The sequence below is a fragment of the Parafrankia sp. EAN1pec genome (assembly GCF_000018005.1).
GTDB lineage: Bacteria > Actinomycetota > Actinomycetes > Frankiales > Frankiaceae > Parafrankia > Parafrankia soli.
The window spans coordinates 831,410-854,591 of sequence record NC_009921.1; the positions used below are offsets into that span (position 1 = coordinate 831,410).

At 73.0% G+C, this 23,182-nt stretch carries 18 protein-coding genes; 14 read left to right on the forward strand and 4 right to left on the reverse strand.

Annotated elements, in window-relative coordinates; translation table 11 throughout:
• Positions 1-131: 131 nt before the first annotated feature.
• Together FRANEAN1_RS03470 and FRANEAN1_RS03475 are read right to left on the reverse strand one after the other, a co-directional pair.
• A complete protein-coding gene (locus FRANEAN1_RS03470; RefSeq protein ID WP_020458366.1) occupies positions 132-1,397 on the reverse strand; it encodes an amidohydrolase family protein in 1,266 nt (421 codons plus the stop codon).
• Positions 1,398-1,776: 379 nt separating this feature from the next.
• The gene (locus FRANEAN1_RS03475; protein ID WP_020458367.1) at positions 1,777-2,448 is read right to left on the reverse strand and encodes a TetR/AcrR family transcriptional regulator; all 672 of its coding nucleotides are present in this window, start codon (positions 2,446-2,448) and stop codon (positions 1,777-1,779) included.
• Between the two features lie 301 nt (positions 2,449-2,749).
• Between FRANEAN1_RS03475 and FRANEAN1_RS03480 the strand changes: the two genes are divergently transcribed.
• The 11 genes from FRANEAN1_RS03480 to FRANEAN1_RS03530 all read left to right on the forward strand — a co-directional run bounded on the left by FRANEAN1_RS03480 (position 2,750) and on the right by FRANEAN1_RS03530 (position 15,042).
• The gene (locus FRANEAN1_RS03480) at positions 2,750-3,571 is read left to right on the forward strand and encodes a helix-turn-helix transcriptional regulator (RefSeq protein WP_020458368.1); all 822 of its coding nucleotides are present in this window, start codon (positions 2,750-2,752) and stop codon (positions 3,569-3,571) included.
• A 438-nt stretch (positions 3,572-4,009) separates the two neighbouring features.
• Positions 4,010-5,299 carry an ROK family protein gene (locus FRANEAN1_RS03485; protein ID WP_020458369.1) on the forward strand — a complete coding sequence of 430 codons (1,290 nt, stop codon included), beginning with the start codon at positions 4,010-4,012 and terminating at the stop codon, positions 5,297-5,299.
• A gap of 395 nt (positions 5,300-5,694) precedes the next feature.
• The gene (locus tag FRANEAN1_RS03490) at positions 5,695-6,618 is read left to right on the forward strand and encodes a TauD/TfdA family dioxygenase (protein ID WP_041253657.1); all 924 of its coding nucleotides are present in this window, start codon (positions 5,695-5,697) and stop codon (positions 6,616-6,618) included.
• A gap of 82 nt (positions 6,619-6,700) precedes the next feature.
• Positions 6,701-7,738 carry an ABC transporter substrate-binding protein gene (locus FRANEAN1_RS03495; protein ID WP_020458372.1) on the forward strand — a complete coding sequence of 346 codons (1,038 nt, stop codon included), beginning with the start codon at positions 6,701-6,703 and terminating at the stop codon, positions 7,736-7,738.
• A 37-nt stretch (positions 7,739-7,775) separates the two neighbouring features.
• Positions 7,776-8,726: an ABC transporter permease gene (locus FRANEAN1_RS03500; protein ID WP_083788154.1), complete on the forward strand. Its 951-nt coding sequence runs from the start codon at positions 7,776-7,778 to the stop codon at positions 8,724-8,726.
• Positions 8,699-9,454 carry an ABC transporter ATP-binding protein gene (locus tag FRANEAN1_RS03505; RefSeq protein ID WP_020458374.1) on the forward strand — a complete coding sequence of 252 codons (756 nt, stop codon included), beginning with the start codon at positions 8,699-8,701 and terminating at the stop codon, positions 9,452-9,454. Before FRANEAN1_RS03500 ends, FRANEAN1_RS03505 begins: the two co-directional genes overlap by 28 nt.
• 72 nt (positions 9,455-9,526) lie before the next feature.
• Entirely contained in the window at positions 9,527-10,168 is a 642-nt protein-coding gene (locus tag FRANEAN1_RS03510) for a DUF4232 domain-containing protein (protein ID WP_157472315.1), read from the forward strand.
• A gap of 334 nt (positions 10,169-10,502) precedes the next feature.
• On the forward strand, positions 10,503-11,885 hold the full coding sequence (locus FRANEAN1_RS03515) for a wax ester/triacylglycerol synthase domain-containing protein (protein ID WP_020458376.1): 1,383 nt from the start codon (positions 10,503-10,505) through the stop codon (positions 11,883-11,885).
• Positions 11,886-12,013: 128 nt separating this feature from the next.
• On the forward strand, positions 12,014-13,342 hold the full coding sequence (locus FRANEAN1_RS42005; RefSeq protein WP_347177197.1) for a poly(3-hydroxybutyrate) depolymerase-like protein: 1,329 nt from the start codon (positions 12,014-12,016) through the stop codon (positions 13,340-13,342).
• 99 nt (positions 13,343-13,441) lie between these two features.
• A complete protein-coding gene (locus FRANEAN1_RS03525) occupies positions 13,442-14,524 on the forward strand; it encodes a crosslink repair DNA glycosylase YcaQ family protein (RefSeq protein WP_041253658.1) in 1,083 nt (360 codons plus the stop codon).
• 38 nt (positions 14,525-14,562) lie between these two features.
• On the forward strand, positions 14,563-15,042 hold the full coding sequence (locus FRANEAN1_RS03530) for a hypothetical protein (RefSeq protein ID WP_041253659.1): 480 nt from the start codon (positions 14,563-14,565) through the stop codon (positions 15,040-15,042).
• Positions 15,043-15,094: 52 nt separating this feature from the next.
• Here the strand turns inward: FRANEAN1_RS03530 and FRANEAN1_RS03535 are convergent, their stop codons facing one another.
• Both FRANEAN1_RS03535 and FRANEAN1_RS03540 read right to left on the reverse strand, forming a co-directional pair.
• A complete protein-coding gene (locus FRANEAN1_RS03535) occupies positions 15,095-16,903 on the reverse strand; it encodes a hypothetical protein (protein WP_020458380.1) in 1,809 nt (602 codons plus the stop codon).
• Positions 16,904-17,062: 159 nt separating this feature from the next.
• Positions 17,063-17,791 carry a TetR/AcrR family transcriptional regulator C-terminal domain-containing protein gene (locus FRANEAN1_RS03540; RefSeq protein WP_020458381.1) on the reverse strand — a complete coding sequence of 243 codons (729 nt, stop codon included), beginning with the start codon at positions 17,789-17,791 and terminating at the stop codon, positions 17,063-17,065.
• A 620-nt stretch (positions 17,792-18,411) separates the two neighbouring features.
• Here FRANEAN1_RS03540 and FRANEAN1_RS38105 point away from each other — a divergent pair.
• The 3 genes from FRANEAN1_RS38105 to FRANEAN1_RS03560 all read left to right on the forward strand — a co-directional run bounded on the left by FRANEAN1_RS38105 (position 18,412) and on the right by FRANEAN1_RS03560 (position 23,179).
• Positions 18,412-20,226: a DHA2 family efflux MFS transporter permease subunit gene (locus FRANEAN1_RS38105; RefSeq protein WP_157472992.1), complete on the forward strand. Its 1,815-nt coding sequence runs from the start codon at positions 18,412-18,414 to the stop codon at positions 20,224-20,226.
• A 416-nt stretch (positions 20,227-20,642) separates the two neighbouring features.
• Positions 20,643-21,365 (forward strand): isochorismatase family cysteine hydrolase, encoded by a 723-nt coding sequence (locus FRANEAN1_RS03555; RefSeq protein ID WP_020458383.1) that lies wholly within the window; start codon positions 20,643-20,645, stop codon positions 21,363-21,365.
• Between the two features lie 23 nt (positions 21,366-21,388).
• Positions 21,389-23,179, forward strand: a complete 1,791-nt coding sequence (locus FRANEAN1_RS03560) for a xanthine/uracil/vitamin C permease (protein ID WP_020458384.1) — start codon at positions 21,389-21,391, stop codon at positions 23,177-23,179.
• Positions 23,180-23,182: the final 3 nt, after the last annotated feature.

The window sequence follows — 23,182 nt, forward strand, 5'->3', positions numbered from 1 at the left end:
GCCCGACGTTACGGTGCTGGCGCCGGGCGGTTCACCTGGTTCGATGCCGGGGAAGCGCCTGCGAACTCCGCGGCGGGAGATCGCCGCGACGCTCCGGCGGGAGCCCGGACCGGGCTCCCGCCGGCTTGGGGTTAGAAGACGCCGATTCCCGCGGCCTCGTTGCGCTTGCGCCACTCCTCGCGCGACATCCGGGTGACGTCGACATCGGCGGCCAGCCCGCGCAGCGCGCCCACGGTGGCCTGCTCCCTCGGCGTGTGGGAGAACGGGTCCCAGCCGAAGAAGCGGCTGGCGTTCTCCCAGGTGATCTGGTGGATCTCGTCGTCGCGGCAGCCGGCCTGCTGGAGCTCGTTCCAGGCGTGCTCGGGTGACTCGGGCCAGGTCGTGTCGGTGTGCGGGTAGTCGCACTCCCAGGCGATGGTCTCGATGCCGATCTGCTCGCGCAGGCGCAGCCCGGCCGGGTCGGTGATGTAACAGGCCAGGAAGTGCTCCCGGAACACCTCGGAGGGCAGCTTGCCGCCGAAGTCGTTGTGGATCCAGCTCTGGTTCTGGAAGTGCCGGTCGACGCGGTCCAGGTAGAACGGGATCCAGCCGATGCCACCCTCGGAGAGGGCCACCTTCAGCTCGGGGAAGCGCCGCAGTGTCGGGCCGAAGAGCAGGTCCTGCGCGGTGAGCATGGTGAGCTGGGACGGAATGACGATCATGTGGTCGATCGGCACCTCGGGGGCGAGCTTGACGATGTCCCAGGCGCCGCCGATGTGCAGGCTGAGCACCATGTTCTCGTCGACGAGGGCCTGCAGCATCGGGTCCCAGTGGCCGGAGAGGAAGCTCGGCCAGCCCTGCGCGTGGGGGGCCTCCAGGAAGCTGATGGAGCGGCAGCCCTTCGCGGCGATCCGCCGGATCTCCTTCACCGCGAGCTCGACGTCCCACATCGGCACGATGCCGAGGGGGATGAACCGGCCCGGGTAGGCGCCGCACCACTCGTCGATGTGCCAGTCGTTGTAGGCCTGCAGCATGATGAGCGAGAGGTCCTTGTCGAGGGCCTCGGAGAACGTGCGGGCGTTGAAGCCCGCCATCGTCGGGAAGCACATCGAGGCGAGGACACCGTTGGCGTTCATGTCGCGGACCCGCTGGTGGACCTCGAAACAGCCCGGACGTAACTCGGTGAAGGCGCCGGGGTTGAATCCCCACTCCTCCCGGTGCCAGCCGACGGTCGCCGCCATACCGAACGGTGTGGACGTCTTCTCGCCCTGGAACACCCACTCGTCGACGCCGGCCTCGTTCCGGACGACCTTCGGCACGGAATCGAGCCACTTCGCCGGGACATGGTTCTTGTACATGTCCGGCGGCTCGATCACGTGGTCGTCGATGCTCAGCAGAATCATGTCGTCCATGTGCATGGTCCGGATTCCTCTCGCTGTGGACCGATCCTGAGCGGACCGATCCGTGGTGAGTGGACCGGCCGTCGTGGACCGACTGGTCGTGACGGGAGGTGGGCCGCTTTCTCCGGTGGCGGTACCGCGCCCTCCGGCGCGCACACTCCGGCGCGCACGGGAGCCGGGTGGCCACCTCCCGTCGCCGAGCCGTGGTTGTGATCCTCGTCGCCCGGCGGGGGCGCCGGGGGACGGGCAATGCTAAGGATGGCAGCGTAATTCAGACCAATCCCCGGCGTCGATGTTCTGCCCGGTCAGGGATCCGTCCAGAACGGCCAGCCGTGACGGCCGGACCCGGCCGCTCCACCCGCTCTGCCCGGTCCGTCCAGCTGCTCCGCGCGCTTGTTCAGCCCCCGGGACCCGCGGGCCCGTCGGGGCTGGCGGTGGGGCTCACCGCGGGGGCGGGCGCGTCGGCGGCGTCCACGGGGTCGGGCGGGGTGCGGGCCTCGATCTCGGTCAGGTATCGCTCGACCAGGTCGATCGTCTCGCGGTGGCCCATGGTCATGCCCAGCGCGCCCTCCATCACCAGAACCCGGGAGACGCTCGCCATCAGGCACGTCACGACCACCGGCGGAATCGTGGCCGGATCGACTCCGGCGGCGGTCAGTACTCGCGACAGGGTGGCGAGCTCCGCCTCGCGGAACCGCTCGGCGTAGGCGGCGATCTCCGACCGGATGGCCTTCCGGTGGTTCGCGAGCGCCATGAACTCGACCATGAGGGTCGTGCCGCGCGAATCCAGGTCGACGTCCCACAGCGCCCGCAGGGGCCGCGGCGAGGCCAGCGCGCGCCGCTGGCGCTCCAGGTTGGCCTCCGCGCCGCGCCGGAAGACGGCGAGGAACAGGTCGTCCATGGTGCGGAAGTAGTAGTGCACGAGGGCGGGCTTGATGCCGGCCTTCGCCGCCACCCGCCGCGAGCTGACCGCGGCGTACCCCTCCTCGAGGATGATCTGGGCCGTCGCGTCGAGCAGGGTCGTGCGGGTGCTCGAGTCCTCCGCGCCGAGGCGGCGGGGCGAGGTCATGCCGTCACCGCCGCGCCCGGGGCGCGGCCGTGTGACGCGGCTGGTGCGGAGCGCGGTGTCCGTCCGGTGTTTTCTCGACCATTCGGCGGCATGGCGCTGTGCACCCGCCGAGCATAGCCTTCCGACTGGTCTGAACAACGATGTCAAGCCATTACGCCGCGAGTGTCGGGAATCTCAACTATTCTTCCGTAACGTGACTGCCTCCGTATATTCGTCCGGCGGAGCTTTTGAACCGGTCGGCGTCGGCCTGGCACGGATGGCCGGCGCAGCCGATGTGGCCGGCACGGCCGGCGCAATCGGCATGGTCGACATGCGGCGTGGGGCGCGGGTTCTCGGCGGCAGTCACCACTACGAAGGTGACCGGCTCGTCACCGGCTGGCATTCCCACGATCTGCACCAGATCGAGTACGCCATTTCCGGGATGGTCGAGGTCGAGACCGCCGGCACCCACTACCTCCTGCCGCCGCGGCAGGCAGCGTGGATCCCGGCCGGTCTCGAGCACCGGGTGACGATCAACTCGGCGGTCCGCTCGATCGCCGTGCTGTTCGACCCCCGGCTGATCGACCGACCGGGGGACCGCGCCCGGATCCTCGCCGCGCCGCCGCTCGTCCGGGAGATGATGATCTACGCTCGGCGCTGGCCGATCACCCGCCCGAGCGGTGATCCGGTGTCCGACGGCTTCTTTCGCACGCTCGGCCACCTCGTCGTCGAGGCGCTCGGTCACGAGGCTCCGCTGAGCCTGCCGACCTCGACCGATCCGGTCGTCGCCGCGGCCATCTCCTATACCCAGCGCCACCTCGACGCGGTCTCCGTGGCCGAGGTCGGCCGGGCGGTCGGCGTCTCGGAACGGACCCTGCGCCGCCTGTTCCGCACCGCCCTCGGCCTCTCGTGGCGGCACTACCTGGTGCAGGCCCGGCTGCTGCGGGCGATGGCGCTGCTCGCCGACCCCACCCGGTCGGTGCTCGAGGTGTCGACCGCCGTCGGCTTCGAGAGCCCGAGCGCCTTCGCCCGGGCCTTCGCCCAGTATTGCGGCGAGCGCCCGTCGGCCTACCGGCAGCGGATCGGGGTGGTCCCTCCGGCCCTGGCCCCGGTGGGACGGCGTCCGCACCGCGGTGGGCGCTGACCACCCGGCGAGCCCGGCGACGTGTGCCCGCGACCAGCTCGGCGGCGGACGTATGGACACTATGTCTACCGAACTAGTTGACAAATGGTGCCTCCAATACCTACGTTCTGACCATGGCTGAGCACCCGCGCCTTGTTCGTCGTGCTCATGTTGACCTCCGCCGCGTCGCCAGCGCGCTCTGTCTGCCGGTCGACTGACCGCCCGCCACTGCCCGGAACGCCGCGGGCCGTAGGCCGCGGGTCGCGCCACGCGGGTAGTGCTCCCGTGGCGTCTGCCGCCCCCCGGTTACTGGCCGCGTCTCCCGCTGAGCCGAACCGTGCCGCGCACACACCGCCAGACATCCGCGTACTCCCGCCGCCGGTGCGGGAGGCGCCCCACCGTGCAGGCCTTTGACGGTCGTCGACCCGGTGGGTCGACACGCGCGTGAGGAGGATTTCCGTGCCCATCCGGAGCGCGAACCCGCCCACCATCTCGCCGACCGGCCTCGCCGGGCCCGGAAACGATCGCAGGGACACCTCGAAAGGCGCCGGATCGGCGGCGGCCGTGCTACGCGCCGTCCTCGATCACGGGCCCGTCGCGAGGGGGTTCATCGGCACCGCGACGGGTCTCAGCCCGGCCGCGGTCTCACGGCAGACCGCCGACCTCATCTCGCTCGGGCTGCTGCGGGAGCTGCCGGTCGCTGCCGGCGCGCCGCGGGCGGGGCGGCCGAGCGTGCCGCTCGACGTCGACACCGACACCCACCTCGCCTGCGGCGTGCACATCGCCGTCCCCATGCTCACCTTCGGAATCGTCGACCTGCGGGGCCGGGTGGTCGCCCGCGAGGAGTTGCCGCACCGGGGCGAGGCCGACGACACGCTCTCGACCATCGTTCGGCACCTGCCCGGATTCCTGCGCCGGCACGCCGGCCACCGCCGGGTCCTCGGACTCGGCGTGGTCACGGGCGGCCACGTCGACGCACGGACCGGCGTCGTGGTCGAACACGAGCCGCTGGGCTGGCGGGACCTGCCGTTGGGCCCGCTGCTGGCCGCCCGCACCGGCCTCCCGGTGAGCGTGGACGGCCATGCCCGTGCGCTGGCTCAGGCGGAGATCCTCTTCGGTGAGCCGCGGGCCCGGGCAAGCCTGGTGCACCTGTTCGTGGGCCATGTGGTGGACGCGGCCATAGCCACAGACGGAGTCGTGCATCACGGCCTTCGCTCGGCGGCGGGCGGGGTGGCGCACCTGAACCTGCCCGGGGCCGACCTGCCGTGCTCCTGCGGCGGCCGGGGCTGCGCCCAGACCGCGCTGTCGGACCGCGCGCTGCTCGTGAAGGCCGTCGAGCTCGGAGCCATACCGCGACCGGAGGCCGAGCTCCTGCTGGGGGCGGCCCGTGCCGGCGACGACCTCGTGGTGGGACTGCTGCGCCAACGGCTGCGGGGGGTCGCCAGGATCGCCGCGACGCTGCTCGACATGCTGGACCCGGAGCTCCTCGTCCTGACCGAGATGTCCGCGATCTACCTGCCGCACCTGCTCCCGGACCTGTACGAGGAGATCGCCCGGCTCTCGCGCGCGTGCGGGGACCCGGAGCGGGTCGTGCGCCCCAGCAGCTTCGGGACGGACGTGCTCGCCGTCGCCGCGGCGGCGACCGTGCTCGACTCGGTGCACCGCAGCCCGCGCACGGTGCACACCCGCCGTGACCGGCAGGCCGCCAGGGCGGCCGAGTGGTCACGACCCCCGGTAGCGGCTCCGTAATATTTCCATCCGATCGGAAATCATTGACCTGGCGAATTAACCGAGCAACGATGGAATTGTGAAGGACGCCGCCGGGCAGCGCCCCGTGGGAACTCGGGGGAATGTTCTCCCGGTCTCCGTGGATCGATGTACGGCTCCGGGTGGGCGCCGCTCCGGCCGCTTCTTCCGGCGTGGCTCCCACTGTTCCGTCCTCGTCCAGCGCTGAATTTCCACCATCCCCGGTGGATTAATGCTGGCCGGGGGCGTGTCGCGCTGCACCGGTGACCCGTAACCGCGCTCCGCGCGCGTATTCGGGATGATTCTCGAAACCGGAGTCGGCATGTTCTCGACCGTGTTTTCAGGCGGTCCTTCTCCGGGTACCCGTACGCATTCGCGATCCGAAGGGAAATGTGACGATGACCAGCCAGGTCCAGACACTGATCGACGTCCGGCCGTTGTCCGGATACACCGGCGCCGAGATCCACGGCGTCGACCTGCGGGAGGAACTCGACGACGCGACCATCGCCGAGATCCGGTCCGCGCTGCTGACCTGGAAGGTGGTGTTCTTCCGCGACCAGAACCTGGACCACGCCCAGCAGGTGGCGTTCGGGCGGCGCTTCGGCAAGCTCACCCCCGCCCACCCGCACGAGACCGCGCCCCCGGAGGGGTTCCCCGAGATCCTGCCGATCGACAGCCGGCGCTACTCCGAAATCATCGGCAAGCGGAAGGTCACCTACGACAACGGGTGGCACACCGACGTGACGGCGCTGGTCAACCCGCCGGCCGGGTCGATTCTGCGCGCCGACATCGTCCCGCCCTACGGCGGCGACACCGCCTGGACGAACCTGGTCGCCGCCTACCAGGCCCTGCCCGAGCCGCTGCGGACGCTGGCCGACAGCCTGCGCGCGCGGCACAGCTTCAACCTGCAGATCTTCGACGGCGGCGAGTACGGGAAGCGGATCGCCTCGAACCCGCTGGTCGCCATCCACCCGGTGGTCCGGGTGCACCCGGAGACCGGCGAGCGGGCCCTGTTCGTCAGCCCCAGCTTCACCGCGCGTGACAACGAGATCATCGGCCTGTCCGCCCGGCAGAGCCACCGTGTCCTCGAGTTGTTCTACGAGCAGATCGCCCGGCCGGAGTTCACGGTGCGGTTCAAGTGGAACCCGGGTGACATCGCCTTCTGGGACAACCGCGCCACCGCGCATCTCGGGCCGTCCGACCTCGGTCATCTCGACTTCGACCGGGTTCTCTACCGGGTGACCCTCGAGGGCGACGTCCCGGTCGGTGCCGACGGGGCGGAGTCGGAGCTGGTCGCCGGCCAGCCGTTCCTCGGCTCCTGACCGTCGCCCGCGGCGTCCTGAACCCCTGACCGCCGGCGCCGACCCAGTCGGCGCCGGCGGCTCCTGCCACCTGGAGAGACCCATGCACCATCGACGGACCCGTGGGCGGCGGCTGGCGCTCGCGTCCGCCGGCCTGGCGGCCCTGCTGACGGTCGGCCTCGCCGCGTGCGGCGGCGGCGACTCGGACCCGGCCGCCCCCGCGTCCGGCGGAAAGGCCGGCACGCTGCGGATCGGCGACCAGAGTAAGTCCCTGGAGCTCCCGATCACGCTGTCGGGCGCGGGCCGCGACACCCCCTACAAGCTGAACTGGAACAACTTCGCCGACGGGCCGCACATGAACGCCGCGTTCAGCGCGGGCCGGCTCGACGTCGGTTTCATGGGCGACACGCCGGTCCTGTTCGCGAACGCCGCGGACGCCGGAGTGGTCGCCGTGGCCGTGGCGGAGAACCGGGTGAACAGCCAGACCATCTTCGCCTCCGCCGGCTCCGGCATCCACAGCCTCGCCGACCTGAAGGGGAAGCGGGTCGCGTTCACCCGGGGGACCTCCCTGCACGGCTATCTCCTCAACCAGCTCGACTCGGTCGGGCTCACCCAGGACGACGTCACCCCGGTCAACGTCCCGGCGGCGAGCCTGCCCGCCACCTTCTCCTCCGGAGCGGTGGACGCCGTGGTGTACGTCCGCCAGTTCGGCGCGGCGGTCACCGCGCAGAGCGCCGGGTCCTACGAGGTGGAGACCAAGCCGCTGCCGCAGTACTCGGTGCTGCTCGCGGCGAAGGACGCGCTGGCGGACCCGGCCCACCGCGAGGCGGTGCGGGACTTCGTGCTCCGCCTCTCCCGGGCCTCGGCGTGGCCCAAGCAGAACCCGGACGAGTGGATCCAGAAGTACTACGTGGAGACGCTCAAACAGGATCCGGTCGCCGCGCGGAAGTACTTCGAGAGCCTGCCGGAGAGCAGGTACACCCCGGTCACGGCGGCGTTCGTCGACAGCCAGCGGACGCAGGCGAAGCTGCTCGTCGACGTCGGGGAGCTGCCCCCGTCGCTGAACGTCGACGACGAGGTCGACAAGGCGTTCACCACCGAGCTGACCGCGGCGTTCACCGCCGCGAGCCTGCCGACATGAGCACTCTCCGCCCACGGCAAGTCGAAGGGAGGACGACATGACCGAGGTCATCGGTGAAGCCGCTCCCGCGCCCGGCCTTGTCAGTGTGCCCGTGGCGTCCGGCGTACCTGTGGCCACCGGCGTGCCGGTGGCGTCCGGCGAGCCCGCTGGCGCCGGACCTGACGGGCCCGTGGCCCCCCTGCTCGAGGATCCGACCGGCAAGCGGAACCGCGCGCGGCGCGCACGGGCGGTCCCGTCGTGGGCGCGTCGGCTGGCCGGTCCGGCGCTGCTGCTGCTCGGGTGGTTCACGGTCACCGGGTTCGACGTGGTCAGCGACCGCGCGTTCGCCTCGCCCGGCGCGGTGCTCGACGCCGCCCGGGAGCTGTGGGGTACGGGCGAGCTGGCCGACAACCTCGGTATGTCCCTCTACCGGGTCGGCTGGGGATGCGTCCTCGGGGTGGCGGTCGGCCTGGCGCTCGCCGTGATCGCCGGGTTCTTCCGGTTCGGGGAGGACGTCGTCGACTCGGCGATGAACTTCCTGCGCACCATTCCGATCATTGCCCTGCTCCCGCTGATCATCGTGTGGATCGGCATCGGCGAGGAGGCGAAGATCTTCCTCATCACCGCCGGCGTGATCTTCCCGGTCTACATGAACACCTTCGCCGGGATCCGGAGCGTGGACATCAAGCTCGTCGAGGCGGGCCGGGCCTTCGGGCTCGGCCGGGCCGGTCTCGTCCGGCGGGTGATCATTCCCGGTGCCCTCCCGGGCTTCCTGGTGGGGCTGCGCTGGTCCCTCGGCGTCGCCTGGCTGCTGCTGGTGTTCGCCGAGCAGGTCAACACCGATTCCGGCATCGGCTACCTGCTCAACCGCGCCCAGGGCTGGAACCGCACCGACATCATGGTGCTCTGCCTGGTGATCTACGGAATCCTCGGCCTGCTCTGCGACGGCCTCGTCCGCCTGCTGGAAAGGAGCCTGCTGTCATGGCGACGCGGATTCTCCGGGACCTGACCGGAACCGACGAGGCGGCCGCGGCGATCCGGGTCCGCGGGCTGACCCGGGTGTTCGGCGACCACGTCGTGCTGGACGGTCTCGACCTGACCGTCGCGCCCGGCGAGTTCGTGGCCCTGCTGGGGCGCAGCGGGTCCGGCAAGAGCACCCTGCTGCGGATCCTCGGCGGGTTCGACGACGAGGTCAGCGGCGAGGTGCTCGCCGCCCGCCGGCGCGCGGTGGTCTTCCAGGAGCCGCGGCTGCTGCCGTGGACGCGGGCGCTGGGCAACGTCGTCCTCGGTCTGCCCGGCCCGGACGTCGACCGGCGCGGGCGCGCCGCGCTGGCGGAGGTCGGGCTCGCCGGGCGCGAGCGCTCGTGGCCGGTCACCCTCTCCGGCGGCGAGGCCCAGCGGGTCGCGCTGGCCCGTGCCCTCGTCCGCGAACCGGATCTGGTCATGCTCGACGAGCCGTTCGGCGCGCTCGACGCGCTCACCCGCATCCGGATGCACGCCCTGCTCCAGGAGCTGTGCCGCCGGCACCGCCCCGCCGTCCTCTTCGTCACCCACGACGTGGACGAGGCGATCCTGCTGGCCGACCGGGTCCTCGTCCTGACCGACGGCCGGCTCTCCCTCGACGTCCCCGTGGGCCTGCCGACTCCCCGGCCCCGGGCCCATCCCGCCTTCATCGCCCTGCGCGCCCGGCTGCTCACCGAGCTGGGCGTTCGTGACCTGGCCGAGGCCGCAACCTGACACCCCGGCGGGGCCGTGGTCTGCGGCGGCCGGGCGCGGGGTAGGCAGGCCGGTATGCGCACAGGCCGAGGCATGCTCATCGTGGCGTCACTGTCGCTCGCGGCGTCGGCCGCCGGCTGCGGTGGGTCGGACGGACCGGCGGACCAGGCTGTGTCGGCTCCGCCGGGCCCGCCGGTCGTCTCCGGGACCAGCCAGCCGCCGGCCGCGCCCACCGCGCGGCCGACCGCCGTGACGGGCTCGACCGGCCCGTCCGCCGGGATCCCGGTCACGGGTGCCGGCGGTGCCGGGCCGGCCTGCGCCTCCACCGGCCTCGCCGCGTCCCTCGAGGACGTCCAGGGCGCGGCGGGCCACGTCTACGGGCGGATCGTGCTCAGGAACACCGGTCCCGGCACCTGCTCGGTCGTCGGCTACCCCGGTGTGTCGGTGGTGGACGCCACCGGTGGCCAGGTCGGGGCGGCGGCTGACCGCACGGGGCCGGCCGGCACCCCGGTGACGCTGCCACCGGGCGGCAGCACCGGCGCGACGCTGGCGATCACGCAGGCCGGGCTGCTTCCGGGCTGCGAGGAACCAGGTCAGGCGGTGCGGGGCGCGAATCTGCGCGTGTACCCGCCCGACGACCGTGGGAGCCTGCTCGCGGCACTGCCGGCCGGTGTCGAGACGTGTCGGGATCCGGCTGTGCACCAGCTCGCGGTCGGTGCCTTCGGCCAGCCCTGACCATCCTGGTCACCGGCGCGCGCGCCGCGCCGCGGTGACGATTCCGCCCGGCGGTCGAATTCCGGGGTGGGTGCCACCGAAAGGGGCGGTGGGCCAGCCCGGACCAGCCGGCCGGGTTACGGTATCCAACGGTGGCACGCCGCCGCCCGGTCGCCGAACCCGTCCGCGAACTCTTCTCCGTTCGCCTTTCGAGGCGATGCGCGCCGGTGCCAGTTCCAACGCCTTCGTCGTCTTCCTGAGGCGTCGGCTCAGCGGATTTTCTCCGCCCTTGCCCCGGTCGCCACCGCACCGAATCCGTGGAGTGAAATCGGAGCAGAGAGCGAGCCCACAGTCGATGGACCGCATCCGCTTCCTCAACGCGTTCGACACCGCCCTGCTCGAATACCAGCTCCTGCACGCCGACGTGCCGATAAACGTGAACTGCCTGCTTCTCGGTACCGGACCGGCTCCTGGAATCGACGAGCTACGCGCTTTTGTCGCCGAGCGCCTGCGCCGGTTCCCGCTGTTGACCGAGCGGCTCGTCTGCCTGCCGGAGCGCCGCGCGAGATACGGCTGGCGCGCCGATCCCGAGGTCGACCTGGACTGCCTCGTCCGCGAGCAGCCGGTGTCGTCGGCCGCGCCCGCACCCCCGTCCGTGGACGGGGCCGCGGCGGCACCGGGGTTCGCCGGGACGGCGCTGCGCGACTTCGTGGAACGGCTCAGCGGCGCGGTGGTGCCGCTGTCGGGGCCGCCGTGGCAGCTGTGGCTGCTGCGCTCCGCCGACGATACCGAGTTCGCCCTGTTCTACCGGGCCAGCCACATCCAGCAGGACGGCACGGCGAAGAACCTCGTCCTCTCGGCCCTGTTCGGCATCGGTACCGACCCGATGGCGTTCGTCCCGCCGCAGCGGCGCGAACCCGGTCGTGCCCGGGCCCGGGAGGTCGGAGCCGCCGCTGCGCGCTCCCTGCGGTGGCTCACCCCCGCCGCCGGGTCGGCGGTCCTCGCGGCTCCGTGGGCGGGGCGGACCACACACAGCTGGGAGACGACGTCCCTGTCGCTGCTGCGCTCGATCGGCGCCGCGGTGGGCGGCACCGTCAACGACGCCTTCCTGGCGGCGCTCGCCGGCGCCCTGCGACGGTGGACCGGCGCGGGTGGCGCGGCCGGCGCTGGCGGCGTGGTCGGGGCGGGGGGTGCGCTGCCCGGCCGGGCCGGTGGGATGGCGGTCGCGATGGCCGTCAGCACCCGCCAGCCGGGGGAGCGCGCGATGCTCGCGAACTTCGTGGCGGGTGCCCGCGTCGTCCTGCCGTGTGCCGAGCCGCTCCCGCTCGGCCGCCTGTTCGCGGTACGTGACCGGACGGATCGTCTCAAGCAGGGCGGCACGCTCGGCCTGGGCGAGCGCCTGCTCTTCGAGCTGCTGCCCGCGCGGGCCCGGCCCCGCCTGTTCGGCGCCGGGCTGAGCGGACGTTCGTCGGTGCTGTCGGTGTCCAACCAGGCCGGGGCACCGGGCCCACTGGCCGCGGCCGGACGGCCGATCACGACGGCCGTGCCCGTCCCGACCCTGTTCCCGGGCGAGCGGCTCGCCTGCCACCTCAGCGGCCTCGGTGACACCGTGAGCGTCGGGACGGCCGCGGACGCCGGTCTGCCCGGATCGCGCGATCTCGCCCGGCTGTGGGCGGCGGAGGTCACGTTGCTCGCCGACGCCGTCCGGGCGTTCGCCGGGGACCGGGCGCTGCCATGACCCGGACGCCGGCCCCGCGCCGGGCCCGGGCTGTGCGAGGGGGCTGGCTTGGGCGCGAGGGCTGGTCTGTGCGAGGGGGCTGGCTTGTGCAGGGGGGCCCGGCTGGGCGGGTGCTGCCGGCGGTGGTGATGCTTGTCGCGGCCTGCGTCACCCCGGTGGCCGCGCGTGCCGGCGGGCCGGCACGCGGCGCCACCGGGCTGGCCGTGGTGTCCGCCGCCGCCTCGGGCCGCCTCGACCACGTGTCGGTCCGGCTCCGCGACACCGGGCCAGGCCCCGGGGACGGCTACGCGCTGACCGGAGCCGCCGGCGACGCGACCGAGGGCGGGATCGCCGTCCTCGACGACATCTGGGAGCAGCGGACCCGGTCCGTGGGCGGCGCCGCCGAGCTGCGCGGCGGCGCGACGATCACCATCGCCGCCAGCCGCGACGCCGCGGCCGACCGGCCGTGGTCGGGTTCGTGGGCCCTGCGGGACCCGTCCGCCGGGATCGAGATCACCGCGGACGTCCGTGGTGAGGTGCTGCGGCCCGCCGACGGAACCGCCACCTGGTCCGGCCCGGCTCGTGTCCGCGGCCTGGACGCCGCCGGCGGTCCTGGGCGGCCCGCGACGGCCGAGATCACCATCGTGGACGGCGTGCCCGATTCCGGTGACCACGTGGTCCGGCTCCGGCACGCGGGCGTCGACCGGTGGGCGGCGGTGCGGGTTCCGGTCGAGGCGCCGGCCGGCCCGCTCCCGGCGTTGTTCCACTTCCCGGGGATGTTCGAGACCCCGGCGGTGGCGGAGCTTACGGGCCGGCTGTCGTCGTCCGCCGACCGCGAGCGTTACCTCCTGGTGGTCCCGGCGCACGAGGGGATCGGCTGGCAGGGGGTGTCCGGCGGGGAGGACTCCCCGCCCGTCGACGACCCCGGGTTCGCCCGCGCGCTCGCCGACCTGGTGATCGCCAGGTTCGGGGCGGACCCGTCCCGCCTCTACGCCTCCGGCACCAGCAATGGCGGTCTGTTCACGCAGTCGCTCGCCTGCCGGGCCCACGACCGCTTCGCCGCGTTCGCCACGGTGGCGGGGTCGGCGCCCGGAGCCGGATGTCCCGGCTACCCGCGGGTCCGGCCCGCCCCGGTGCCGATGGTGGTCCTCCACGGCGCCGACGACCGGGTGCTCAAATATGCGGAGGCGGCTGCCGGGGCGCAGGCATGGGCACGGTCCGCCGGCTGCGCGGCGACGACCGTCGACACCCCCCTGCCCGACCGGGCCCCGGCCGACGGCACGACCGCCGTCCGGCACGAGTTCGCCGGCTGCCCGACCGGCACGCCGGTGGTTCTCTACGAGATTGTCGGCGGCGGCCACACGTGGCCCGGCGGTGTCTCGTTGTTCCCGGTCGACGTGCTGGGTCGGGTCAGCGGCGATCTCGATGCGAACGCCGTGATCTGGAGCTTCGTGTCGCGGTTCCGACTGGGGAACTGACCGGCCGGGGCGTGGGCAGCGGTGGGCTGGCCGCTGGCGGGTCCGCCACTTGGCTCGAAGCAACCTTCGCGACGGAGGATCCCGCATACGCTGCGATCCGTGGGGAAATCCGGGCGGGGCGACGAGCTCACCCCGGGGGAGGCCCGGCGGCTCGCGCTCGCCGCCCAGGGGCTGATCCGTCCCCACGGGCCGGCCACGGCCGGTGCCCGCGCCATCCGGAACCTGTTCGACCTGGTCGGCGTCGTGCAGATCGACTCGGTGAACGTGCTGGCCAGGGCGCACTATCTGCCCGGCTTCTCCCGCTTCGGCCCCTACCCGACCGACGCCCTGGACAGCCACGTACACACCGACCGCAAGGCGTTCAAGTACTGGGCCCACGAGGCGTCCCTCGTTCCCGTGCAGTGGCAGCCGCTGTTCCGCTGGCGGGCCGAGCGGGCGCTGGCAGGGGAGGGCATCTGGCCCGGTATCGCACGGTTCGCGCGCGATCGGCCCGGCTACCTCCGGGACGTGCTGGCGCAGGTCACGCAGCGCGGTCCACTCGCCGCCTCCGATCTCGCTCCGCCCGCCGCCGAGGTCCTGCCTGGTGTCGGCACCGGTGGGCCCGCGGGCCCGGCTGGTGGGGGCGGGCCGGCCGTCCCGGCGGCGCCGCGGACGTCCTGGTGGGGCTGGGTCGAAGCAGGGGCGCTCACCAAGGTCCGAGTCAGGGGCTGGCCCGCCCCTGCCTACGTGCTGCCGGGCACGCCCGTCCCGCGGGGCGCGCGGGTCCGGGCGCTGCTCTCACCGTTCGACCCGCTGGTCTGGGAGCGCTCGCGGACCCGCCGCCTGTTCGGGATGGACCTCGTCCTGGAGATCTACACGCCCGCGCCCAAGCGCCGGTTCGGCTACTACGTTCTGCCCTTCCTGCTGGACGAAGAGCTCGTCGCCCGGGTCGACCTGAAAGCCGACCGTCGCGCACGGGTCCTCCGGGTGCCCGCCGCCTGGGACGAGGCGACCGAGACGGGACGCGGCTCGCCCCCGGCGGAGACCGCCGCGGCGCTGGCGACCGAGCTCAGGACCCTGGCCCGCTGGCTGGAGCTGGATGGCATCGAGGTCGAGCCGCGGGGCTCGCTGGCCGGCGCCCTCGCCCGCGAGCTCGGGTCGCGCTCGGTGAGCGGAACGTCCAGCGAGCGCAGCGCAGTGTGACCGGGGAGCGGAGTGAAGTGAGAGGAGCGCCTGCACAGATGGCCGTCGTGGGGATCACCGGGCACCGCGTCCTGTCGCCGGAGGTCGAGACGTTCACGACCGCCGAGATGCGCCGCCTGCTGGGCCGGCACCGGGCCGCTGAGCTGGTCGGTGTGAGCTGCCTCGCCGAGGGCGCCGACAGCGTCTTCGCCGACCTGGTGCTCGGCCTCGGGGGCCGGCTTGTGGCCGTCCTGCCCGCGCGGGACTACCGGGAGTTCCTCCCGCCGGAGCACCGAGCGGACTACGACCGCCTGCGCGCCGCCGCCACGCGCGTGCGCACACTGCCGGAGCCCGAGGTGGACCTGGCGGCGCTGATGACAGCCAGCGAGGCCCTGGTCGACGAGGTGGACGAGCTGATCGCCGTCTGGGACGGCCAGCCCGCCCGCGACTACGCCGGCACCGCGGACGTCGTCGCGTACGCGCGAAGCCAGCACAAGCCGGTCCACGTTGTGTGGCCCGCGGGCGCCGTCCGGGACTAGTCGCCGCAGCAGACATCCGCCCTGGCCACGCCGGCGCGGCGATTCCTGCGGGTCAGCGCGGGGACAGCGGGACCACGCCGATCTGGACGGGGGTGAGACCGCTGGTCGGCGGCGGCGTCGGCGAGGTCGGTGCTGGGCCGGGGCCGTTGGGTGCCGGTCCGGCGCCCGCGCCCGCGGCGGCGGCCGGGGGCATCGGGGCGGCCGGTGGGGTCGAGGCGTGCGGGGTGGTCGCCGACTCCGGGGTAGGTGCGGCAACCGCGAGGCGCGCCGGGGCCGGCCGGCCAGCCGGCCCCGGGGGGCGGGCACGGGCCGGGGACCCGCCTGTTCCGCCGGACGCGGTCGGGCCGCTCGGTGGCTGGCCCAGCGGAGTGCCCGGCTCGGTGACCGCGGGTTGCTCCGCCGCGCCCGGCTCCTCAGGAGGCGGGGCCGGCTCGGCGGGTGGCGGGGCGGGTGCGACCCGAGCCCCTCCGGGTCGCCGCGGGTCGCCGGGCTGATCCGGGACGGGTGTCGGAACAGGCGTGCTCCGCGGGGCACCCGCCAGCGTCACGGTGGCACCGGCGACGACAGCGGTCGGCCCCGACGAGGGACCCGTGGAAGCCGCCACCGCGACCACCGTGACCGCGGTCATCACCCCGGCCGCGACCGGCCGCCAGCGCCCGCGCGCCGCGTCGCCGGACCGGACGCCCTCGCTGCCGCTGCCGCTGCCGGCGCCGCCGGCCCGGCGGATCTCGCCGGCGGCGCCGGCACCGACCACCTCGCGGGCCTGGCGAACCGGGGACCGGGATCGTGATCCGGCGCGGCGGCGCCCGCGTACCGGCATGCCGGGTCGGTCGTCGAGACTGGCCCGCAACCTGTCCAGCCGGGCGAGCCCGGCGGCATCCCGCTCCGTGGCGATTCTTGCGCCCGTGCCACTTCCGCTGCTTCCGCCGGCGGTGCGGGCTGGCGTGGGTGCCGGGCGAGGGCTCGTGAGGGCGTCCCTCAGCACGGTGCGGACCTGGCCCCGCGGCATGGCGTTGAGCACCGCGACGGTGGCGGGGTCGTCCATCCCACCGCTGTTCGGCCAGCCAGGCGGGGGAAGGCAGCCGGTGCCGGCAAGCGCGACGACGCGGGCCCAGGCCGCGACCGCCGGGTCCGCCGGGCCGTCGTCGCCACCGGGTCGGGCGGTCGCGCCGAGGCCCAGGTTGACCAGCCGTGGGCCGGTGAGGGAGAGCACGATGTCGTCGGGGGTTGGGACGCACAGGTCCCGGGCCGGGCCGCCGGCCCGACGGGCGGCGCGTAGTCCGTCGAGCAGCGCCGATGCGAGGACGTGCAGTTCGGCGGGGGAGAGCGGCCCGCGTTCGGCGACCTCCCGGGCCAGCGTGGGTCCGTCGACGAACTCGGTGACCAGGTAGGGCAGCCCCGCGAACCGCGACGGCGCCGCTGGCTCGGCGCCGCCGTCGGCGCTTGCGCTGGCCGGGAGATGGACATCGGGGTCGAGGGCGACGACTCCGGAGTCCAGGACCGCGCAGCGGTGCGGGCCGGCGGCGGCCAGGGCGCTGTTGGCAGCGGCGGCGAAGCGTTCACACAGGTGCGCGCGCAGCCGCCGCGCCGCGTCCGGGCCCTGCCCGGTGGCTGTGGGCGGTGGCTCCGAGTCCCGTTCGCTGACAGTGGGAGGTGGTTCCGGAACGCGCAGCGCTACCTGGGCGCCGCCGACGGCGCGGCTCAGGAAGACCAGCCCGCCCGGGCCCTGGGCTATCCGGCCGAGGACGGCGTAGGGGCCGATCGTGGACGGGTCGCCGTCCAGCAGAGGCCGCACCCGCCTGGGCAGGGCTGTGGCCAGCCTGGACGCGGCCGCCGTCATTCCGGACGCGGCCGTGGTCATACGGACTCCCGCCTGGTGGCGGCGTGCTGACCGACGGTGCTCACCCGGTCGAAGGTAGCCGCTCGGGCCGTTTCCGTGAAGACCGGTCCGCGTTCTTCGCTGCTCTTCGCTCCGGTTCGCCCCGCCTCGACCCGCGAGCCGCGGGTGGAGGTGAGGGCTTCAGGCTGTGGGGGAATCGGGGCGGTACGTCCGCTCGATGCCGTCGAGCAGCCAGGTCAGGGCCTGCTCGAACCGCTCGGAGGCGAAGGGGGCGTCCCCGGCGAGCATCCGGGCCAGGTGTGGGAACTCCCCGCTGTGGAGCAGCTCCCGCAGGGTGGGCTCGGCGTCGATGCGGCGCCGCAGCCCGCACAACGGGCGCGGGACGTCGGCCTCGATGGCCCGCGCCGCGAGCTCCCGCATCGCGCAACCGACGACCAGGTCGTCGACCGCGTGCACGATCGTTCGCTGGGCCGCCGGGTCGGTGGTGAGCCCGGACGCGACGGCGAGGGACTGCTCGATGTGCCGCAGCTTGTTCGGCCCGAGAGCGGGGCGCAGGCCGAGCGCCAGCGCCCAGGGATGGCGCAGCAGGCTCTGGCGGGTGAGGCGGGCGATCCGGGTGAGGCCGGTGCGCCAGTCCGGGCCGGTGCCGGCGAGGAGGTGCTCGGCGGTCAGCGCATCGAGCATCAGTTCCAGCAGTGCTTCCTTGTCCTGGACGTGGGTGTAGAGGGTCATCGTGCCGACGCCGAGCATGGCGGCGACGCGCCGCATCGAGACCGCGTCGAGTCCTTCGGCGTCGGCGATCTCCAGGGCCACGGCCACTATCCGTTCACGGGACAGCCCGGCCCGGCTGGCGGCCGGTCGGTCACCGGCTCCGCGGGGCTTGGCCGGGTCGACGGATGTGGTGTTCATCGCACGTTGCTCCCCGGATACGGTTTGGATTCCGTACAGCGTACGACGTAGGGTCGGTCGGACGTCCGTACGGTGTACGGGGACCTGGTCGCGGGCCGGCGCGGCCGCCAGATCGACGACCGGTGCGGCTGTGGGAGGACGCGATGGCGAAGAGCAGGGGCAAGCCGAGAGCGAGGTCCGCGGGATCCGGGGGTGCAGGGGCGCCCGCGCGCAGGGGGACCGGCCCGGCAACGCCGGCCGCGGCGAGCGAGGCGGCGACATCCGAAGCCATACCCGAAGCCACGGCGGATGCCGCCGGAGGCGCTGGCGACCTCGGACCCACCGGCGGCAACGGCGCCGAGGCTGACGTTGCTGCTGAGGCTGCTGACGTTGCGGCTGGTGAGGTTGCCGCTGACGAGATTGCAGGCGGCGAGGCTGCTGACGGCGAGGCTGGCGATGCGGCGGCTGCGGGCGCCGGGGTGGCGCACGAAGAGGCTGACCGCGAAGAGGCTGACGTGGTGGCCCCGGCCGGCGAGGTGTCTGCCGAAGAGGCTGGGGTGGCGGCCGGGACGGTGGCTACCGGCGAGGCGGTGGCCGAGAAGGCCGAAGCGGTGGCCGCTGGCGCGGGCGTGGCCGAGGAGATGGCTGAGCGGCAGAGCCTGCCAGCCGAGACCAAGCCCGAGGTCGTGGTCGTGCCCGAGGGTGAGGCCAAGCCCGAGGTTGCAGCTGAGCCCGAGGTTGAGGCCAAGGTCGGATCCGAAACCGAGGTCGGATCCGGCGTCGAGGCGCAGGCCGCGGTCGCGGATGAGAACGCGCTGGTCTCGGCGGAGCCGGAGGCCGGTGCGGAGCCGGTCGAGATCGTCATTCCTGAGCAGGTGACCGCTGCCGCGAGCATGGTCGCGCCGGCCGGAGCCGCGGAGAAGGAGACGGTCGCGCCGGGCCAGGTCGCCGCGGAGAAGACCGAGGAGAAGACGGCCGCCCCGGCCGGCCGGGGTCGGCGGGTGCCGGCCTGGGCGGTGCTGGCCGTGTGCTGCTTCGCCCAGTTCATGGTCGTCCTGGACGTCTCGATCGTGAACGTCGCGCTGCCGTCCATGCAGACCGAACTGGGTCTGAGCTCGTCCGGTCTGCAGTGGGTGGTCAACTCCTACACGCTGGCCTTCGCCGGGCTGCTGCTGTTCGGTGGGCGGGCGGCGGACCTGTTCGGGCGGCGCCGGGTGTTCATCACCGGGCTCACCCTGTTCACCGCGGCGAGTCTTGCCGGCGGGCTCGCCAACGACCAGACGATGCTGATCGTCGCCCGCGCCGTGCAGGGGCTCGGTGGCGCGGTGCTCGCGCCCGCGACGCTGAGCATGCTGATGACCTCCTTCCCGGATCCGCGTGAGCGTGCCCGGGCGCTCGGAATGTGGGGTGCGACCGCCGCCGGTGGAGGTGCGATGGGCGCGCTCGCCGGAGGTGTGCTGACCGAGATCGCCGACTGGCGCTGGGTGCTGTTCGTCAACGTGCCGATCGGACTGGTGCTGATCGTTGGCGCGCGGGCGGCGTTGATCGAATCCCGCGGTCAGGCTCGCGGAGTGCGCGATCTCGACATTCCCGGCACTGTCACCGTCACGGCCGGGCTGACGGCGCTGGTCTACGGCATCGTGCGGACGGAGTCCAGCAGTTGGGGCTCGCCGGTGACCATCGCGTGGCTGGCCGGCGCGGTCGTGTTGCTCGCGGCCTTCCTGATCATCGAGTCGCGTACCGCGAACCCACTGGTGCCACTGGCCATCTTCCGGCGCCGGGCGCTGCGGTACGCGAACACGATCGGCGTGGTGATGGGCTCGATCATGTTCGGGCTGTTCTTCTTCCTGACCCTGTACCTGCAGCAGGTCAAGGGCCAGGGGCCGCTCGAGGCCGGCCTGGCGCTGGTGCCCATGCCGATTATGATCATTGTCGGGTCGCAGGTCAGTTCCCGGACGGTCGGCCGGTTCGGCCCCCGTCCGCTGATCATCGGCGCGTCGGTGATCGTGGCGTCGAGCGTCGGCTGGCTCAGTGCCCTGAGCGCGCACGGCTCCTACTGGGCCGAGGTTTTCGGGCCGCTCGCGCTGCTGGGCTTCGGGATGGGCATCAACATGGTCGCGGTGACGACCGCCGCCACCGCCGGTGTGCCGCCGCAGTTGGCCGGGCTGGCGTCCGGTCTACTCAACACCGCGCGGCAGATCGGCGCCGCCGTCGGCCTGGCCGTCCTGGCGATCATCGCGGACACGCACACCGACAACGAGCTGGCCGCGGGAGCGGACCGGGCCGACGCGCTGACCTCGGGGTACTCGCTGGGATTCCTGGTGTGCGCGGCGCTCATGCTCGGGGCCGCCGTGCTGGCGGTGTTCATGCCGCGCAAGGAGGTGCTCGTCGCCCAGGCGGGTGCCGCCCAGGCCCGCCCGGAACCGGAGCGGGTGGAGGCGCTCGCCGAAGCCTGACCGCCTGCCGGGGCGGAAGGCGGCCGCCCGTCCCGAGATCCGGTGCCGTGTCCTGAGAATCGAATAGCCAGAACCGCGACCCGTCACCAATGGTGACGGGTCGCGGTTGTTTTCGGAGTCAAGCACAGGGGTCGACCTGTCGTCCAAGATCTGTATACGGCTATGGATACAGGGCCGGATACATGTTCATCGCCGTGTTACGTGACAGGACGTGAGCTGAAACGACCGCGCTCGACCCTGACCTGCATGCAGCACACCGGGGGATGGTCTTCGGACGCCCGACCGCCGACGGGGCGCGGATCCGCCCGCCCGGCAGCGGATTCGCCCCTGGACCTGATCCTCCTGGCAGCCCTCGCACGGGCCCCGCGCCGGCCGGCCGGAGGGGATCTCCCATCCCTTCGCGCGAAAGACACGCCATGACACCCACAGCACCGCTCACCGTGAGTGCGCGTCCCTACGAGTACACGTTCGACCCGGCGACGACCGCGCTCGTCCTCATCGACATGCAGCGCGACTTCATGGAGCCGGGTGGCTTCGGCGAGAGCCTGGGTAATGACGTCTCCCAGCTGCGGAGCACGATCGAGCCGCTCGCGGCCGTGCTCGCCGCGGCCCGGGCCGTCGGTCTCACCGTGATCCACACCAGGGAGGGGCACCTGCCGGACCTCTCCGACCTCCCGCCGGCCAAGCTCAACCGGGGCGGCGCCGCTCTGAAGATCGGTGACGTGGGCCCCAAGGGACGCATCCTGATCCGCGGCGAGTACGGCCAGGACATCATCGACGAGCTCGCGCCGGCCGAGGGCGAGCCCGTCATCGACAAGCCCGGCAAGGGTGCGTTCTACGCCACCGAGTTCGGTGACGTCCTGAAGGCGCGCGGGATCACCAGCCTCGTCGTCACCGGGGTGACCACCGAGGTCTGCGTGCACACGACCGTGCGCGAGGCCAACGACCGAGGCTACGAGTGCCTCGTCCTCTCCGACTGCGTCGGCTCCTACTTTTCCGAGTTCCAGCGGGTCGCCCTGGAGATGATCGCCGCGCAGGGCGGGATCTTCGGCTGGGTCGCCTCCTCCGAGCAGTTCCTCGACGCCCTCGCGGTTCTGGGCGCCTCCGCCGTCGCCTCGTCCGCCGTCGCCGCGTCCTGAATCCCAGGGAGACCGTACCCGTCATGATCAAAATCGGAAGCCCGCCGGCCGAGCGGTCGGTCAACCTGCCCTACTGGACGAAGGGCGACACCAACGCGTTCTTCGGCCTGGGCATCAACGTCCTGGTCAACGTCATCGTCCTGACATCGCTGTGCCTGTTCGTGGTGAACATCCCCAAGGGGGACGTGTTCGGCGCGATCCTGCCCGCGCTGGGCATCGCGATGCTGCTCGGCAACTTCTTCTACGCCTGGCTCGGCCGCCGGCTGGCCCTCAAGGAGGGCCGTGGCGACGTCACGGCCATGCCGTACGGGCCGAGCGTTCCGCACATGTTCATCGTCGTCTTCGTGATCATGTTGCCGATCTACCTGCAGACGAAGGACCCGGTGGCCGCCTGGCAGGCGGGCCTCGCCTGGGCGTTCATCATCGGGATCATCGTCATGATCGGCGCCTTCGTCGGCCCGACGATCCGCCGCTACGCCCCGCGCGCGGCCATGCTCGGCACGCTCGCCGGCATCTCCATCGCGTTCATCTCGATGCGGCCGGCCGCGCAGATGTGGGACGCCGCCTGGATCGCGCTGCCGGTCTTCGGCCTGCTGCTCATCGGGCTGCTCACCGACCTGAAGCTGCCGTGGAACCTGCCGATCGGCGCGGTCGCGCTGCTGCTGGGGACGGCGATCGGCTGGATCGGCGGCTTCATGGACGCCCCCGCGGTCGGCGACGCGGCGAAGGACATCGCTGTCTCGCTGCCGACGTTCCACTTCGACAAGCTGATCGACGGCCTGTCCGACATCTCGCCGCTGCTCGCCACGGCCATCCCGCTTGGGGTCTACAACTTCACCGAGGGCATGACCAACGTGGAGAGTGCCGCGTCCGCCGGGGACAGCTACAACCTGCGGCCGATCCTGCTCGCCGACGGCCTCGGCGCGGTCGTCGGCGCGGCGCTGGGCTCCCCGTTCCCGCCCGCGGTCTACATCGGCCATCCCGGCTGGAAGGCGGCCGGCGGCCGGACGGGGTACTCGCTGGCGACCGGCGCCGTCATCGCGCTGCTGTGCTTCCTGGGGATGTTCAGCCTGCTCAACGCGGTGCTCCCGCTGCCGGCGATCGTGCCGATCCTGCTCTACATCGGGCTGCTGATCGGTGCGCAGGCCTTCCAGGTGTCACCGAAGGCGCACGGCGCCGCGGTGGTGGCGGCGATCATCCCGAACATCGCGTCCTGGGCGGCGGGGCTCATCGACAACACGGTGACCACCGCGGTCGGCGTGGCGTCCAACCTCAACCCGTCGGTCCAGCTCACCGTCACCGACGACGATCTCGAGGCGAACAGCGTGCTGCTGCACGGGCTGCACGTCCTCGGCGACGGGGCCGTCCTCGCCGGTCTGGTCCTGGGCACGATCGTGGCGTTCATCATCGACAAGCGGTTCGTCCACGCGACGATCGCGTCCGCGGCCGGCGCGGTGCTGGCGTTCGTCGGCCTGATCCACGGCGAGAAGGTGGAGTGGAACGCCAGCGGCCAGGTCGCGCTGGGCTATCTGTTCCTCGCGGTGGTCTGCGCGATCTGGGCCCTGACGAAGCCCGCGCCGCGGGTGCCCGACGCCGAGGAGATCGAGCTGGAACGGGTGCACGGCGTGCCCCCGCAGCGCTCCCGCAGCGACGCCGCGCCGGCAGCCGTGCCGGAACCCGTGCCGACGGCGGTGCCGGCGGCCGTGAACGGCGGGCGACCGGGCGCGGACGAGCCGTCCTCGGCTGAGCCCGCCACGGCTCAGCCCGCCACGGCTCAGCCCGCGGCCGGGAAGCCGGCAGCAGCGACGTCCTGACTG